We start from the raw sequence: 16,836 nt of genomic DNA on the forward strand, positions 1-16,836 counted from the left end.
AAAAGTGTGAACCGGTTTTCGGATCACGTTGCGCGTCAGGAGAACAAGCATGAAATATCAATCTCAAAAGGTAGCTTACGCCTACTTCCTTGTAGCCATGGCGCTTTTCGGCATTCAGGTGCTGGGCGGGCTGCTGGCCGGCTGGATCTACGTGTCACCGAACACGCTATCCGAGATCCTGCCGTTCAACGTTATCCGCATGATCCATACCAATGCGCTGATCGTCTGGCTGTTGCTCGGCTTCTTTGGCGCGGCCTATTACCTGGTGCCCGAGGAAAGCGAACGCGAAATATTCTCGGTCAAGCTGGCCTATATTCAACTCGCCATTCTCGTGGTCGGCACCCTTGGCGCTGTCGGCTCTTACCTTGGCGGCATTCACGGCGGGCGCGAATTCCTTGAGCAGCCGCTCTGGGTCAAGTTCGGCATTCTCGTCGCCGCGGTGATCTTTCTCGTCAACGTCTCGCTGACCTTCCTTGCAGGGCGCAAGACGGCGATCACCAATATCCTGATGATGGGGCTGTGGCTGCTTTGCCTGCTCTGGGTTTTCGCCTTCATCAATCCCGACAACCTCAGCCTTGATAAAATGTACTGGTGGATGGTCGTGCATCTGTGGGTCGAGGCGACCTGGGAGCTCGTCATGGCCGCGATCCTCGGCTTCCTGATGCTCAAGCTGACGGGCGTTGACCGCGAGGTAATCGAGAAGTGGCTCTATATCATCGTCGCGACGGCGCTGTTCTCGGGCATCCTCGGCACCGGCCACCACTTCCTCTGGATCGGTACCCCGGGCTACTGGCAGTGGATCGGTTCCATCTTCTCGACCTTCGAGGTGGTTCCCTTCTTCGCCATGATGTCCTTTGCCTTTGTCATGGTCTGGAAAGGGCGCAAGAACCACCCGAACAAGGCCGCGCTGCTGTGGTCGCTCGGATCTTCCACCGTTGCCTTCTTTGGCGCGGGCGTCTGGGGCTTCCTGCACACGCTGCACGGGGTGAACTTCTACACCCACGGCACGCAGATCACCGCCGCCCACGGGCACCTGGCCTTTTATGGTGCCTATGTTGCCCTGAACCTCGCGATGTTCAGCTATGCCATGCCGCTGCTGCGGAACCGCGCGCCCTATAATCAGGTGCTCAATATGGCGAGCTTCTGGCTGATGACCGGCGGGATGGCCTTCATGACCTTCACGCTGACCTTTGCCGGGACGATCCAGACACACATGCAGCGCATCGTGGGCGACTATTACATGGATGTGCAGGACCAGCTGGGTCTCTTCTACCTGATGCGCTTTGGATCGGGCATCGCGGTGGTCCTTGGCGCCATCCTCTTCATCTACTCCATGCTCGTGGTGCGCCGCGAGGTGGTCAAACCCGGCCCTGTGGCCGTTGCGGGAGAGTGATCCGATGAAAGACCTGCATAAACCCGACCTGCCGTTCTATGCGCCCGTTGCCGATGAATGCGCGGTGTTCGAGACGGCCCAAGCCAACGCTCTGCCCCTTCTTCTGAAGGGGCCGACCGGCTGCGGCAAGACGCGCTTTGTCGAACACATGGCGGCGCGGCTGGACCTGCCGCTGCACACAGTGGCCTGCCACGATGACCTCAGCGCCTCTGACCTGATCGGGCGCTACCTGTTAAAAGGCGGCGAAACCGTCTGGGTCGATGGCCCGCTGACACGGGCGGTGCGGGAGGGCGGTATCTGCTACCTTGATGAGGTAGTGGAGGCCCGCAAGGATGTCACCGTCGTGCTGCACCCGCTGACCGACGACCGCCGTCGGCTGGTCATTGACAAGACGGGTGAGGAACTGGTGGCGCCAGACAGCTTCATGCTCGTAGCCAGTTACAACCCAGGCTACCAGAACATCCTGAAAAAGCTGAAGCCCTCAACTAGGCAGCGCTTTGTTTCCATTGGTTTCGACTTCCCCTCGCCAGAGGTGGAGGCGCCCGTGGTCGCCCGCGAAAGCGGTCTTGATGAAAGCCGGGCCAAGGCGCTGGTCCGGCTGGCGGCTGGCATCCGCAACCTGTCGGGGATGGATCTGGAGGAGGGGGTATCGACCCGCCTGCTGATTTACGCCGCCACGATGATCACCAAGGGTATGCCCGTCGACCGGGCGCTTGAGGCCGCAATCATCGAACCGCTGTCCGATGAACCCGACGTTCAGCAGGCGCTGCGCGATCTTGCCAGTGCCGTCTACGGGTGACGCCATGATCCACGTTCTCGACCTCATGGAGCCGGAGGAAACCGTCGGCAACCTCTGGCACGACATGGCCACGCGCAAGGCCGCAATCGATGTGGAGCGCGCCGTGCGTTTCGATGCCATACGCCCCAGCCTAGCCGCGCTGCTGCGCGCGCTTGGCGGATCGGCAGGGGTCGAGATCGTGGCGGCGCCGCTTGCTTCCTCAGACCATCGGCCCGGCCTGTTGCGCCGGATCGGCACCCCGCGCGAGATGGCCCATGTGGCGGATTTCGATGGCGACCGCCTGCGTCTGCCTCCTGTGGTGGATGTCTTTTCCACCCACGAGCTGAACCGCGCCGCCTATCTGTGGCTCGCTGCCATCGCCGCCTTTGCCGAAATCCCGGCGCAGCAAGATGATCCCTACCGTAACGACCTGGCACAAATCGCAGCAAACGCGGCTGCGATGGATCGTGCCTTTGCGGCCTGTCCGGGCCTTCAGGACGCCTACCGCGCACTGTGCCTTGAAACCTGTGCTTTGCGGGACCGCAGCGCCCTGCCAAAACATGAGGCATCGGTCGAGCGGATGATCCTCGATCAGATCGGTTGCCAACGCGGCGGGATCGAGGAAATAGACACCCCAGCCCCGCGTGGTTATCGCAGCTATGCCCCTGTGCCGATCTGGTTGCGCTTCCTGCAGCGCGCCGCTGGCAAGGGCGCATCCGAAACGGCAGAAGAGCCGGGCCAGACGCCCGCCTTTGCCGTCCCGAGCCGCAAGGAAGCCAGACGCGAGGAACGTGATCAGGCCAACCGCAACGATGGCTTCATCATTCACCGATTCGAGACGATCATGTCCTGGGCCGAAAGCCTGAACATCAACCGCATGGTCGATGACGATGATCAGGACAATGCTGCCAAGGCCGCCGAGGATCAGGATCACCTGACCTTTTCCGAGAACATGAAACGCGCGGCGACCCGGCTGCGCCTGTCGCTGGACCTGTCACCGCAGGACGCCGATCACGAGATGCTGGCGGGCAAGTTCACCTATCCCGAATGGAACCGCCGCACCGGAGACTACATGCAGGGCCACACCCGCGTGCTGGAGGCCCCGGCCAAACCGCGCGCGGAATATGCGCCTGATCCGCGTCTTGTTGCGCGGGTCAAACGGCAGTTCGCGCCGCTGCACCCCCGCCGGGTGGTCCTGCCGCGCCAGATCGACGGCGAGGATCTGGACCTTGACGCGTTGGTCTCCTCGCGCACCGATATTGCCTGTGGGCAGGAAGGATCGGACCGGGTCTGGCAGGCGGGCCGCCCCACGGCGCGGGACCTTTCGGTGGCGATCCTGATGGATTGCTCCCGCTCGACCGAGGCCGCGATCGGCGCCACCTCCGTCATCGAGGTGGCGCGCGAGGCGCTGTCGTCGCTGGCCGAAGGCATCGACACCGCCGGAGACAGGCTTGGCATCTGGGGATTTTCTTCGCTGCGCCGTGACCGCGTTTTCCTGCACCGGACAAAGAGTTTTGCCGAACCGATGTCGCGCGACGTGACAGCGCGGATCGGCGGGCTGACCCCGGGCCACTACACCCGTCTTGGCGCGGCGATCCGCCATGTCTCTGCCCAACTGGCCGAGGAAGGCGCGACGCGGCGTCTGCTGCTGGTGCTGACCGACGGCAAGCCCAATGACCTTGACCATTACGAAGGCCAGCATGGGATCGAGGACAGCCGCATGGCCGTCCGCGAGGCCCGCGCCCTTGGGCAGGCGGTGCATGGGGTCATCGTTGATCAGGACGGACAGGACTGGTTCGCCCGGATCTTTGGCCGCGCCGGTTTCACCCTGCTGCCCCATCCCGAGCGCCTGCCGCGCGCTCTGCCTGAAATCTATCAAACTCTGACCATGGAGAGCTGAAATGAAACCCATCCTTGCCGTCGCCCTGACCCTGCCGAGTACGGCCATTGCCGAGGCCTTTGACCGTCCGATCCCGCAACCGCAGACAGACACCGCGGAGTTATGGTTCTTCGTCGGATCGATCGCGCTGATCCTTGCACTGGTCGCGGTGCAGATGCTGGTGAGCCGCCGATGAGGCCCTCACCAAAACTTGTCGCCGCACTCTATCCGTTCGGTGCCGGGGCCATGGCGGTGAATCTCTTCTTTGCCTCCCTGATCGGATCCTGGCTGGGCTGGCCGGTGCTGACGCCCTCACAATCGGCTGCCGGGGGGCTGGTCATCGGCCTTCCGGCGACGTACGCCTTCGCATGTCACATCGTGCGATTGATGGAAAAGGCCGACACCGAATGACCGACTGGACAGAATACGGCTTCGCGCTTGGGATCTTCGTCGCGAGCCATTTCCTGCCGCGTGTTGGGGGACTGCGCGAACGGCTGATCCGCGCGTTCGGGCGGCGGGTGTATTTTTCGGCCTACGGGCTGCTGTCCCTCGGATTGCTGGTCTGGGTGATCGTGGCTGCGGGCCGGGCGCCCTATGTCGAACTCTGGCCACAGATGCCGTGGTCACGGTGGGTGCCCAACGTCTTGATGCCGCTATCTGTCGTTCTGGTGACCTGTGGGAGCGGGCTGTCGAACCCGTTTACACTCGGCGGCAAACGGAAGGCGGTTTTCGATCCGGCAAATCCCGGCTTCGCCTCCATCACGCGTCACCCGCTCTTTGTCGCTCTCGCGCTTTGGGCTGGGGCGCATCTTGTCCCCAATGGTGACCTTGCTCATGTCATCCTGTTCGGCAGTTTCACGGTGATGGCCCTTGCCGCGATCCCGGCATTCGATGCCCGCGCGCGGCGGGAACTCGGGCCGCAAGCCGCCAGCTTCTTTGCGGCGACGTCAACCCTGTCGCTGATGTCACTGGCAGATCGCAGCTGGCTGGCGGTCAATGGTCGGGCGCTGGCTATGCGCGCCGCCCTCGGCCTGATCCTCTGGATTGCCGCGCTGCACCTGCACAGTCTGGTGATCGGCGTTTCCCCCTTTCCGCTCTGAGCGTCAAACCCGGAAGAGACGCCGATTGGCTCATGGCTCCCGGACCAGCCGAAACCCCAGGTGTTCCGGCGGCAGGCCAACGGCGCATCCACCTGAACGCGCATCTCTGATGAAATCGACAATGGCGGCGCGATGCAGGCCGCCCGCGATGCGAACCGCGCAATAGGGTTCGCTCGACGCGATGGAGCCGTCCGGGTTCAGGGTTCCGTTTTCCATGCAGCCGCCTGTCCACTCCCAGACGTTGCCGGAGAGATCAGCCACACCTTTGGAATTTATTCCAAACCCCCCGGCAGGCCGCAGTGCCGGGCTGGCCGTGCCGCGCAACAGAACCCCTGCCTTGTAACGGGCCAGCATCCTTTCACCCGGATCCAGATCGCCCGGATCCGCGACCGCATCCCCGTAGCGTTCTGCTGCTGCCAATTGCCATTCGCGGTCGGTCGGAAGGCGCCACACATCCCCGGTTACGTCTGAGTACCAGGCCGCAAAGGCACTGGCATCCTGCCAGTTCACCTGCGTCTGCGGCAGTCCCACTCCCTCGGCGGGAACCTGCGCACAGGCACCGGCCTCCACGCAGGCGCCATATTGCTCTCGGCTGACCTGAAATTTCATGATTGAAAACCCCTCGACCCTGAGCAGGATCTCTTGTGGGGTCTGTGCCTTTCCCGCCTGTTCGAAATTCCCGAAGGGGCGGTAGTCAATGACTCCTGCCTCAACGTCCACAACCTCAACCGGGTCAAAGGGCGGGGGCGCAGCTTCCTGTGCGGGCCACATTGCCAGGGTGACAAGCGCGGCCAGACCGGTGGCTCCAAACGAAAGCGCAATCCTCTTCATATCCGAACTCCTGAACCATAGCGGGGCGACCAATACTCTGGCCGCCCCCATCATCATCACTGATTGTGCCTGGCCGTTATGGCAGCGCGGTCTTGCCCTCATAGGCCGCGTTATATTCGACCGGTGCCTGTACCTGCTCCATCAGGTTGTTGTTCCAGTCGCCCTCGACCACCACGTGGGCTGTCGCGCCAAGGTTCACCGCTTCGATCAGATTGTGGTTCACATAGGCATAGACACCGGGTTGCAGGAATTCATAGAGCGCAGCCCCGGCAGAGCCACCGCGAATGAACCAAGTTTCCAGATCACGCTCCGGCGGGTTGTTGAACTTGCCGGTTTCCCAGACAAGGTCACCGTGGCCGCCGATGAGGTGCGGCCGGGTATCCCGGTTCGCCTGGCTATGGACAAAGAGCACCTTCTCGCCCTGCGCCGCATGAAGCGCGTTGTCGCCGGTCAGCGATCCGATCTTGCCGTTGAATACGACATGGCTCGGGATCAGCCCGTTCATCACCTCCAGCGTGTCGGGGTAGCTTTCGCCGACATCCTCGAACCGCTTGTAGTTTCCGTCTGCATCCTTCGGAATGTAGAAATCATTCTCTCCGATGTAGAAGACGCGGTCATAACGGACCGGCTCGCCATTGTGGTCGCTCAAACCGTTGCGCGGCAGGACCATGATTGCGCCGGACATGCCGCTGACGACGTGCCACGGGATCATCGGGCCACCCGGAGCGCAGTGGTAGACGAAGGTGCCCGGACGGGTTGCCTTGAAGCGCAGTGTGGTTTTCTCGCCAGGGTTCACCAGCGTCAACGACCCGCCGCCAAGGGCACCTGTAGCAGAGTGGAAGTCGATGTTGTGCTGCATCAGGTTTTCGGGCGAATTATAAAGCGTCAGTTCGACATAGTCGCCTTCGTGTACCACCATCAAAGGCCCCGGAATTGATCCGTTGAAGGTCATCGCCTGAAGATAGGCACCATCGCCGACCTCGACTTCCTTTTCAACGATCTGCATCTCGAATTCGACGATGCGCGGTTCCGCAGGGGCCACCTGTTCATGCTCGTGGACCATCGGCGGACGGACCAGCCTCCGCTTGATCCGCTTGAGACTCGACAGGTCGGCGGGCGGAGCCATGGAGGTGTCCATGATCTCCTCAGCCGTGGCTGCCTTTGCAAGAAGCGGTAGCGCGGCAACGCCTGCGCCCCCCATCAATGCGGCTCTTCTCGTCAGCATGTCCCGTTCCTTTCCGTTCTGACTGCTGTTTGAGAAAAAGCTATCCTGGGCGGGAACTCAGAACGTTGCGCAAACACAAACTTCCGGTGTGACTGGCTCTTCAGGAGTTCTTTTTTCACAGAACTGGGCTGTTCTGCTCTGAGTGCTGCCTCGAATCTCGCGGCTGCGACGGCAGGGGAATACACCTTCATCGAAGGGTAGGCTCAAATGAAAGGGCGTTTCCCTCACGTTAATGGAGGAGCAAGTCAACTTCATTGTCTGTTTTCAGGCTGAGCCGGACCCCAGCCAACAACAAGCGACGGGGCAGGTTCTGGCCTGACTTTCTGCTGTTTGGAAAGCGGCTGGGTTGGATATCGCAAGACATCGTTGGAAGGGAGACCTGGGGCACCACGCGGGGAAGTGTATCAACACTGCCCCAGATCTTTCGCTGGCCTCACTTCGGTAGACCGTCCTATTTGATTGCAATGGGTGCAGTCGAGAGCGTGGCAGTTCCATCCAAGCTCCTGGAAGTCGCCCTTGAGCTTCGCGTCCCGGATTAAAACGAATGATCGTCGATCAATGCGCTCGGTTTGGCGAACCGTTCCAGTTCATTCTGGTCCGAAATCGTGATGAGGTTGCCGGTGCTCGTCACGCCGTAGGGCTTCAACCCCTTAAAAGCCCGGCTGAGGTTCTCTGGCGTCATGCCCAGCAGTGAAGCGACCCGCCGCTTTTCAGTGTCCAGCTCGAAACTTTCAGCGCCGCCAGAGCGGGTTTGCTGCCGCAGGAGATAATTGGCAAGGCGTTCCAATGAGGTCCGGAGCTTTAACGTCTTCGTGTTTTTGACCATGCGGCGGTAGCAAAGGGCCAGTTCGGTGACCATGGCGCGGGCAAAATCCGGATCGCGATCGAATACGGCACGCACGTCCTGGCTGGGGATCAGGACGATACGGCTTTTCTCCATCGTGCGCGCCGACATCAGATAGGGGGCATCCTTGATCGTCGCCGCCAGGATGAAGGTCGAAATCGGTCTGACGGTTTCGAGGCTGGTGTCGCGATCATTCCAGCCAGCGTAAAGATCGACAGAGCCTGACAGGACGATATGCAGAAAGTCGCTTTTGTCGCCCTCATGTATAAGGTCAATCTGCGGCGGGAAGTTCTGAACATAAGAGCCGCGCATCAACGAGGCGAAGTTTTCTTCCTGCATGGCGGAAAAAAGTTCGAGCTTTCGTATGTCATCGAAATGCGACTCAGCCATCTGTTTTCTCCATCCCTCCCTGTGCCGACATTTGTCTCATGTCGTCTTGATAAATGTTAACCCATCAGTTGCTTGATGTCTGCATGGCGTTTGACTCTCGTCATGATTGCAGGCCAAAAATTTCAGTAAGACGTTTATTTTAAAGGAAAATATTTCCCTTTCTGATCTGGATCAAGCTTTGCACCCCTGTGCGTCACTAAGGCTCGAAGCAACCCCATCCCATAAGACGGATGGGCGAGCCGAGAGGGGCGAAACCATGCATACACTCGATGGAGTCACGCGCGAAGAGCAATACCGCGCATTGGGGCTCAGCACATTCGCATTTACGGTCTGCTTCGCAGTCTGGACGATTTTCTCGATTATCGGCGTCAAGATCAAACAGGAGCTGGGCCTTTCTGATACCCAGTTTGGTCTGCTTGTCGCGACGCCGGTCCTGACTGGTTCGGTCAGCCGCATCTTCCTTGGCGTCTGGACCGAGCAATTCGGCGGCCGCATCATGTTTCCGCTGCAAATGCTGATCACCGCAGTCTGCGTCTGGCTGCTGACCAGTGTGCAGACCTACGAGGTTTTCCTGCTGGCGGCGCTTGGGCTTGGTTTGGCCGGGGGCTCGTTCATCGTTGGTGTCGCCTATACATCGCGTTGGTTCGAAAAAGAGCGTCAGGGCACTGCGCTCGGTATTTTCGGGGCCGGCAATGTGGGGGCGGCCGTGACCAATTTCGCCGCGCCATTTCTTGTCGTCGCGGTTGGCTGGGAGGGCACTGCCCGCGTCTATGCTGTCGTGCTGGCGGCAACTGCGGTTCTGTTCTACCTGCTGGCGAAAACCGATCCGGTGCAGCAGGAGCGCAAGCGCACCGGCGAACGCCCGGTTTCCGCCAGCTCGCAGCTGGAGCCGCTGAGGAATGTCCAGGTCTGGCGCTTTGCCACCTATTACTTCTTCGTTTTCGGTGCATTCGTGGCATTGGCCAGCTTCCTGCCGCGCTATTACGTGGGCGCCTACGGTCTGGAGCTGACCACCGCTGGTGTCTTCGCAGGCCTCTACAGCCTTCCCGGTTCGGTGTTCCGCGCGCTTGGCGGCTGGATGTCTGATAAATGGGGCGCACGGTCTGTCATGTATCTGACCTTCTTTGTCTCGCTGGCCGTCCTGTTTGTCATGAGCTATCCGCAGACGAGCTACACCGTTGCGGGCATTACAGGGCCGATCGGCTTCGACTTTGGCCTGTCCGTCGGCTTTTTCGTAGCGCTGACCGTGCTGCTGGGTTTCGTGATGAGCCTGGGCAAGGCGGCGGTCTACAAGCACATCCCGGTCTATTACCCGCATCACGTCGGCGCAGTCGGCGGCCTTGTCGGCATGATCGGCGGGCTGGGTGGCTTCTTCCTGCCCATCGCCTTTGGTATGTTGCTCGACCTTACCGGAATCTGGACTGCGCCCTTCATGCTGCTGTTCGTGATCGTCGCGATCTCCACAGTCTGGATGCATGTTGCAATCCGGCGGATGGAACGCTCCCGGCATCCGGGCCTGGCAGAAGAGAAGTTCCTGTCTGACGTTCCCGAAGCGCCGGTGGCCAAACCCGTCAGCGAAGGCCGCAAAGGCGACGAAGCCGCCTCTGCACAACCTGCCCAATAATCCAACACATGTGGGCCGTCCGGCGGCGGCCCACCCCCCGCACCCCGCCTGAAAGGATTGATCTCATGGCGACTTCCGTTTCACATGCCGGTCAACAGGGGCACACCCTGATCGACTGGCGCCCCGAAGACCCGCAATTCTGGACCGATCACGGCAAGGCTGTGGCCAGTCGGAACCTCTGGATTTCCATTCCCTGCCTGCTGCTCGCATTTTCGGTCTGGCTCGTCTGGTCGGTGGTGGTGGCAAAACTGCCCGCCATCGGGTTCGACTACACGACCGGTCAGTTGTTCTGGCTGGCTGCGCTGCCCGGCCTGTCGGGCGCGACGCTGCGCATCTTCTACAGTTTCATGATCCCGATTTTCGGCGGGCGGCTTTGGACCGCACTTTCCACCGCATCGCTGTTGCTGCCGGCCTTCGGCATCGGTTTCGCCGTGCAGGATCCTGATACCTCATATACCTGGTTCCTGATCCTGGCCCTGATGTGCGGGTTCGGCGGCGGCAACTTTGCCTCCTCCATGGCGAATATCGCCTATTTCTACCCCAAGAAAACCAAAGGCAACGCGCTGGCCCTGAACGCGGGCCTGGGCAACGCCGGGGTGTCGGTGATGCAATTCGTGGTGCCGCTGGTGATCACCGCCGGTGTGTTCGGCGCGATGGGTGGTGAGCCTCAGGCGCTCAGCGACGGTGGCAAACTCTATCTTCAGAACGCCGGTTTCATCTGGGTGCCCTTCATCGCCATCGCGGCTCTTGCGGCTTGGTTCGGCATGAACGATATCGCCGATGCCAAGGCTTCTTTGTCGAACCAGCTGACCATCCTCAAGCGTCGGCACAACTGGATCATGTGCATCCTCTACACAGGCACCTTTGGCAGTTTCATCGGCTATTCTGCAGGTTTTCCGCTGCTGATGAAAACCCAGTTCCCGGACGTGAACGTGCTGTCCTATGCCTTTCTCGGGCCGCTTGTGGGTGCCCTGAGCCGTGCCGGCACGGGCTGGATCTCCGACCGGTTCGGCGGTGGCCGCGTCACATTCTGGACCTTCCTTGGCATGATCATCGCGGTAGTCGGCGTGCTGCAATTCCTGCCGCTGGGTGACAGCACGGGCAATTTCTGGGGCTTCTTTGCCTGCTTCATGGCGCTGTTTTTCCTGACTGGTGTCGGCAATGCCTCCACCTTCCAGATGATCCCCTCGATCATGCGTCAGGAAGTGCCGCGCCTGAATCCCGGTCTGAATGAGGCGGCGATGCTGAAACAGTCCGAGATGGAAAGCGCCGCGATCATCGCCTTTACCAGCGCGATTGCCGCCTATGGCGCCTTTTTCATCCCCAAGGCCTACGGCACCTCGATCGCGATGACCGGGGGACCTGCAGCAGCGCTCTGGGCCTTCGCCGGGTTCTATGTGCTCTGCCTGGTGATCACCTGGATCTTCTACAGCCGCAAGAACGCGCCGGTGCCCTGCTAAGCCCGAAATAATGCCACCGGGTGCGGGACATTCCGCTCCCGGCCAGCCCATAGGAGAATGACATGAGCCATTTGCTCGACAGACTGAACTTCCTCCAGCCGAAGGAGCTGGAACAGTTCTCTAACGGCCACGGGCAAGTGACCCGGGAGAGCCGCGACTGGGAGGACACCTATCGCAACCGCTGGCGCCATGACAAAGTTGTGCGCTCGACCCACGGGGTGAACTGCACCGGATCTTGTTCGTGGAAGATCTACGTCAAATCGGGGATCGTGACCTGGGAAACCCAGCAGACCGATTATCCGCGAACCCGTCCGGATCTGCCGAACCACGAGCCGCGCGGCTGCGCAAGGGGTGCATCCTATAGCTGGTATCTTTATTCCGCCAACCGGGTGAAGAACCCGCTGGTGCGCGGCAGGCTGATGAAGGTCTGGCGCAAAATGCGGGAAACCATGACCCCGATTGATGCCTGGACCAAGCTCCAGAACGATCCGATCCTGCGCGCCTCCTACGTCGAAACGCGTGGCAAGGGCGGCTTCGTGCGCGCAAGCTGGGACGAGGCGACCGAGATTACCGCTGCCGCCAACGCCTATACCGCCAAAACTTACGGTCCTGATCGTGTCTTTGGCTTCTCGCCGATCCCGGCGATGTCGATGATTTCCTACGCTGCGGGCAGCCGCTACCTATCGCTGCTGGGCGGGGTCTGCATGTCGTTCTATGACTGGTACTGCGATCTGCCGCCTGCCTCTCCGATGACCTGGGGCGAGCAGACCGACGTGCCGGAAAGTGCAGACTGGTATAACGCGGGCTACCTGCTTCTGTGGGGCTCGAACGTGCCGCAGACCCGGACACCGGATGCGCATTTCTATACCGAGGCGCGCTATCGCGGCACCAAGTCTGCCGTCATCTGTCCTGACTATTCCGAGGCCGCCAAGTTCGGCGATGTCTGGCTGAACGTGAAACAGGGCACCGACGCGGCAATGGCGATGGCCTTTGGCCATGTCATCCTGCGTGAATTCCACCTTGACCGGCAGGCCGAGTATTTCGAGGAATACTGCCGCAAGTATTCCGATTTCCCAATGCTGGTGAAGCTGGAGGAAAAGGACGGCAAGATGATCCCGGGCCGGTTCCTGCGGGCGGACGATCTGGATGGCAAGCTGGGCGAGGACAACAACCCCGAATGGAAGACCGTCGCCTGGGATGAGGCCTCGAATGGCCTTGTCGCGCCGAATGGGTCGATCGGCTACCGCTGGGGCGAACAGGGCGAATGGAACCTTGAAGAAAAGGCCGATGCAGCCGCCACCAGGCTGAAGATGTCGCTGGTTCTCGACGAAGACCACGATGCGGTTGTGGGCGTTGATTTCCCCTATTTCGGTGCCGATGCAACCGAGGCGTTTTCGACCGGTGACAAGCGTCCCAACGTGTTGACCAAGAACGTGCCGGTGAAGACCATCAAGACCGCCGAGGGCGAAGTCCGGGTTGCGACGGTGTTTGACCTGTTCTGCGCCAACTACGGTCTTGACCGCGGGTTGGGTGGTGATTGGGTGGCCACGGATTATGCCGAGGACATCCCCGGGACACCTGCCTGGGCCGAGAAGATCACCGGCGTTTCGGCGGATAAGATCATCCATGTCGCCCGTGAATTTGCCCAGAACGCCGAAAAGACCCAAGGCAAGTCGATGATCATCATCGGCGCGGCGATGAACCACTGGTACCACATGGACATGAACTATCGCGGCGTCATCAACATGCTGGTGATGTGCGGTTGCGTGGGCCAATCCGGTGGCGGCTGGGCACATTACGTGGGTCAGGAAAAACTGCGCCCGCAAACCGGCTGGCTGCCGTTGGCCTTTGCGCTCGATTGGGGCCGTCCACCGCGGCACATGAATTCGACCAGCGCTTGGTACGCGCATACCGATCAGTGGCGCTATGAGACGCTGACGGCAGGGGAAATCCTGTCTCCCACCGCTCCCGAGGGCGACTGGGACGTGTCGATGATCGACTATAACATCCGCGCCGAGCGGATGGGGTGGCTGCCCTCGGCGCCGCAATTGAAAACCAACCCGCTCGAGGTGGCAAAACAGGCCAAGGCGGCAGACATGGACATTCCCGCCTATGTCGCCGAGCAGCTCAAATCCGGCGATCTGGAAATGTCCTGCGAGGACCCAGACGCACCGGAAAACTGGCCGCGCAACCTGTTCGTATGGCGATCCAACCTGTTGGGATCCTCGGGCAAGGGGCACGAATATTTCCTCAAACACCTTCTGGGTACCGATCATGGCGTGCTGGGCAAGGATCTGGGCGAGGAAGGCCGACAGTTGCCGAAGGAAGCCAAGTGGCACGAGAACGGCCCGCGTGGAAAGCTGGACCTGCTGGTGACAATCGATTTCCGCATGTCCACCACGGCGGTTTATTCCGACATCGTGCTGCCGACGGCATCCTGGTACGAAAAGAACGACCTCAATACCAGCGACATGCACCCGTTCATCCACCCGCTGCAGGCGGCGGTAGACCCGGCTTATGAATCGAAGTCGGACTGGGAGATTTTCAAGGCCATCGCCAAGAAATTCCAGGAAGTCGCACCGGAAATCCTCGGCAAGGAAACCGACATCGTCGCGCTGCCGATCCTGCACGACACGCCTGGCGAAGTCGCACAGGACCAGGTCAAGGACTGGAAAAAAGGTGAATGCGATCTGATCCCGGGTAAAACTGCGCCAAACTACATCCCGGTGGAACGTGATTACACCGCGCTTTATGACCGGTTCGTCGCGCTTGGCCCGCTGCTGGACAAGCTTGGCAATGGCGGCAAGGGCATTTCGTGGAATACCGAGCACGAGGTCCAGCACCTGCGCGATCTGAACGGCGTCTGGGAAGATGGCCCGGCCAAGGGATGTGCCAAGATCGTCACCGACATTGACGCGACCGAGGTGGTGCTGATGCTGGCGCCCGAAACCAACGGCGAAGTGGCAGTGAAAGCCTGGGATGCGCTGAGCAAGACGACGGGTCAGGATCACACCCACCTGGCGATCCCCAAGGAAGACGAGAAGATCCGCTTCCGCGATATCGCCGCCCAACCGCGCAAGATCATTTCCTCGCCGACGTGGTCGGGGCTGGAAAGCGAGAAGGTCTGCTACAACGCGGGCTATACCAACGTGCATGAGTTGATCCCCTGGCGCACCCTCACGGGACGGCAGCAGCTTTACCAGGATCACCTCTGGATGCGGGCCTTTGGCGAAGGTTTCATGTCCTATCGTCCGCCGGTGGATCTCAAGACCATCACCGAGGCGGTGCGCGATGAAGGGGACACCCTGACGCTCAACTTCATCACTCCGCACCAGAAATGGGGCATCCATTCCACTTATACCGACAACCTGTTGATGCTGACGCTCAACCGCGGCGGGCCGGTGATCTGGATCTCCGAAAACGACGCCAAGAAAGTGGGGATCGTCGATAACGACTGGGTCGAGCTATACAACTCCAACGGCGCGCTGACCGCGCGGGCCGTGGTGTCGCAGCGGATGAAGGATGGAACCACCTTCATGTATCACGCCCAGGAAAAGATCGTGAACACGCCCGGCTCGGAAAAGACCGGCAAGCGCGGGGGGATCCACAATTCGGTTACCCGCGCCACGCTGAAACCCACCCATATGATCGGCGGCTATGCCCAACAGTCCTACGGCTTCAACTACTATGGAACCGTGGGCGCCAACCGGGATGAATTCGTCGTCGTCAGAAAGATGCGCAAGGTCGACTGGCTCGACCGCGAAGCGACCCAGAAGGAGGCAGCGAAATGAGAGTGCGCGCCCAAATCGGCATGGTGCTGAACCTCGATAAATGCATCGGGTGTCACACCTGTTCCGTCACCTGCAAGAACGTCTGGACCAGCCGCGATGGTGTTGAATACGCATGGTTCAACAACGTGGAGACCAAGCCCGGCACTGGCTATCCGACCGACTGGGAAAACCAGGAGCGCTGGAATGGCGGCTGGGAGCGTACCCGGTCGGGCAAACTGCAGCCCAAACAGGGATCGAAATGGCGGATCCTGGCGAATATCTTCGCCAACCCCGACCTGCCGGAAATCGACGATTACTACGAACCGTTCGATTTCGACTACGACCACCTGAAATCGGCGCCGGAAATGGAAGCTTTCCCGACCGCGCGCCCGCGTTCGAAGATCACCGGAGAGCGGATCGAGAAGATCGAAAAGGGGCCGAACTGGGAAGAAATCCTGGGCGGTGAGTTTTCCAAGCGTAGTCAGGACTACAACTTCGACGGGGTGCAGAAACAGATCTACGGGGAATACGAGAACACCTTCATGATGTATCTCCCCCGGTTGTGCGAGCATTGCCTGAACCCGGCCTGTGCCGCATCCTGCCCCTCGGGCGCGATCTACAAGCGCGAGGAAGACGGCATCGTCCTGATCGATCAGGAAAAATGCCGTGGCTGGCGGATGTGTGTTTCCGGCTGCCCCTACAAGAAGGTCTACTATAACTGGTCGACCGGCAAATCCGAGAAATGCACGCTCTGCTATCCTCGGATCGAAAGCGGCAACCCTACCGTCTGTTCGGAAACCTGCGTCGGCCGCATCCGCTATCTGGGCGTGATGCTTTATGACGCCGACAAGATCGAAGAGGCGGCCAGTGTCGATGCCAAGACCGATCTCTATGATGCCCAGCTCGACGTGTTCCTGGACCCCCACGACCCGGTGGTGATCGAAACCGCCCGCGCCGACGGGATCCCCGAGGACTGGATCAGGGCTGCGCAGGAAAGCCCGGTCTGGAAAATGGCGATGGAATGGAAGGTCGCCTTCCCGCTGCATCCGGAGTACCGGACGCTGCCGATGGTGTGGTACATCCCGCCGTTGTCGCCGATCCAGAACGCCGCTGAGGCAGGCGCGATCGGCAGTGATGGTGCGATGCCGGATGTGCGCAACCTGCGTATCCCGCTGAAATATCTCGCGAACATGCTGACTGCGGGTGACGAGGAACCGGTGGCGCATGCGCTGGAACGGATGCTGGCGATGCGTGCCTACATGCGGGCGAAGACGGTGGATGGGGTCAAGGACGAGGCGATCGCGGCCCGCGTCGGCCTGTCCGGTCGCGTGATCGAGGACATGTACAAGATCATGGCCCTGGCCGACTACGAGGATCGTTTCGTGATCCCGACCACGCATCGTGAGCAGGTTGAGGAAGCCTATGATCTTAAAGGCGGCTGCGGCTTTACCGATGGCAACGGCTGCTCCACCGGGATCTCCAAGGGATCGCTGTTCGGTGGTGCCAAGAAACCCCTGAAAATGCCCGAGGAGGTGCGCTGAT

At 60.6% G+C, this 16,836-nt stretch carries 13 protein-coding genes; 10 read left to right on the forward strand and 3 right to left on the reverse strand.

Features of this window, described 5'->3' with window-relative positions:
• The first annotated feature begins 49 nt into the window (after nt 1-49).
• Genes SM764_RS04215 through SM764_RS04240 form a run of 6 tightly spaced genes read left to right on the forward strand, consistent with a single transcriptional unit; the run spans nt 50 to nt 5,150 of the window.
• A complete protein-coding gene (locus tag SM764_RS04215; RefSeq protein ID WP_369001097.1) occupies nt 50-1,393 on the forward strand; it encodes a cbb3-type cytochrome c oxidase subunit I in 1,344 nt (447 codons plus the stop codon).
• Between the two features lie 4 nt (nt 1,394-1,397).
• Nucleotides 1,398-2,192 carry a CbbQ/NirQ/NorQ/GpvN family protein gene (locus SM764_RS04220; RefSeq protein ID WP_369001098.1) on the forward strand — a complete coding sequence of 265 codons (795 nt, stop codon included), beginning with the start codon at nt 1,398-1,400 and terminating at the stop codon, nt 2,190-2,192.
• Nucleotides 2,193-2,196: 4 nt separating this feature from the next.
• Complete coding sequence (locus SM764_RS04225) at nt 2,197-4,071, forward strand: nitric oxide reductase activation protein NorD (protein ID WP_369001099.1); 1,875 nt, start codon at nt 2,197-2,199, stop codon at nt 4,069-4,071.
• A gap of 1 nt (nt 4,072) precedes the next feature.
• Nucleotides 4,073-4,246, forward strand: a complete 174-nt coding sequence (locus SM764_RS04230) for a hypothetical protein (protein WP_369001100.1) — start codon at nt 4,073-4,075, stop codon at nt 4,244-4,246.
• Complete coding sequence (locus SM764_RS04235) at nt 4,243-4,461, forward strand: NnrT protein (protein ID WP_368948303.1); 219 nt, start codon at nt 4,243-4,245, stop codon at nt 4,459-4,461. Before SM764_RS04230 ends, SM764_RS04235 begins: the two co-directional genes overlap by 4 nt.
• On the forward strand, nt 4,458-5,150 hold the full coding sequence (locus SM764_RS04240) for an NnrU family protein (RefSeq protein WP_369001101.1): 693 nt from the start codon (nt 4,458-4,460) through the stop codon (nt 5,148-5,150). The genes SM764_RS04235 and SM764_RS04240 overlap by 4 nt, the downstream gene beginning before the upstream one ends.
• Before the next feature lie 30 nt (nt 5,151-5,180).
• On the opposite strand, the gene SM764_RS04245 is transcribed toward SM764_RS04240, so the two are convergent.
• From SM764_RS04245 to SM764_RS04255, 3 genes are all read right to left on the reverse strand, one after another.
• Nucleotides 5,181-5,981, reverse strand: coding sequence for an SUMF1/EgtB/PvdO family nonheme iron enzyme (locus SM764_RS04245; RefSeq protein WP_369001102.1), 801 nt, complete (start codon nt 5,979-5,981; stop codon nt 5,181-5,183).
• 76 nt (nt 5,982-6,057) lie between these two features.
• Nucleotides 6,058-7,206, reverse strand: coding sequence for a copper-containing nitrite reductase (gene nirK, locus SM764_RS04250; RefSeq protein WP_369001103.1), 1,149 nt, complete (start codon nt 7,204-7,206; stop codon nt 6,058-6,060).
• Nucleotides 7,207-7,741: 535 nt separating this feature from the next.
• Nucleotides 7,742-8,440: a cyclic nucleotide-binding domain-containing protein gene (locus SM764_RS04255; protein ID WP_369001104.1), complete on the reverse strand. Its 699-nt coding sequence runs from the start codon at nt 8,438-8,440 to the stop codon at nt 7,742-7,744.
• A 256-nt stretch (nt 8,441-8,696) separates the two neighbouring features.
• Between SM764_RS04255 and SM764_RS04260 the strand changes: the two genes are divergently transcribed.
• The 4 genes from SM764_RS04260 (at nt 8,697) to narH (ending at nt 16,835) form a co-directional block, all read left to right on the forward strand.
• Nucleotides 8,697-10,064, forward strand: a complete 1,368-nt coding sequence (locus SM764_RS04260; RefSeq protein ID WP_369001105.1) for an MFS transporter — start codon at nt 8,697-8,699, stop codon at nt 10,062-10,064.
• Nucleotides 10,065-10,129: 65 nt separating this feature from the next.
• Nucleotides 10,130-11,524 (forward strand): NarK family nitrate/nitrite MFS transporter, encoded by a 1,395-nt coding sequence (locus SM764_RS04265; protein ID WP_369001106.1) that lies wholly within the window; start codon nt 10,130-10,132, stop codon nt 11,522-11,524.
• Between the two features lie 62 nt (nt 11,525-11,586).
• On the forward strand, nt 11,587-15,315 hold the full coding sequence (locus tag SM764_RS04270) for a nitrate reductase subunit alpha (RefSeq protein WP_369001107.1): 3,729 nt from the start codon (nt 11,587-11,589) through the stop codon (nt 15,313-15,315).
• Nucleotides 15,312-16,835, forward strand: coding sequence for a nitrate reductase subunit beta (narH, locus tag SM764_RS04275; RefSeq protein WP_369001108.1), 1,524 nt, complete (start codon nt 15,312-15,314; stop codon nt 16,833-16,835). Before SM764_RS04270 ends, narH begins: the two co-directional genes overlap by 4 nt.
• Nucleotide 16,836 lies beyond the last annotated feature (1 nt).

It is taken from the genome of Pseudophaeobacter sp. 1A16562, from assembly GCF_041008785.1.
In the GTDB taxonomy this organism is placed as follows: Bacteria; Pseudomonadota; Alphaproteobacteria; order Rhodobacterales; family Rhodobacteraceae; genus Phycobacter; species Phycobacter gallaeciensis_A.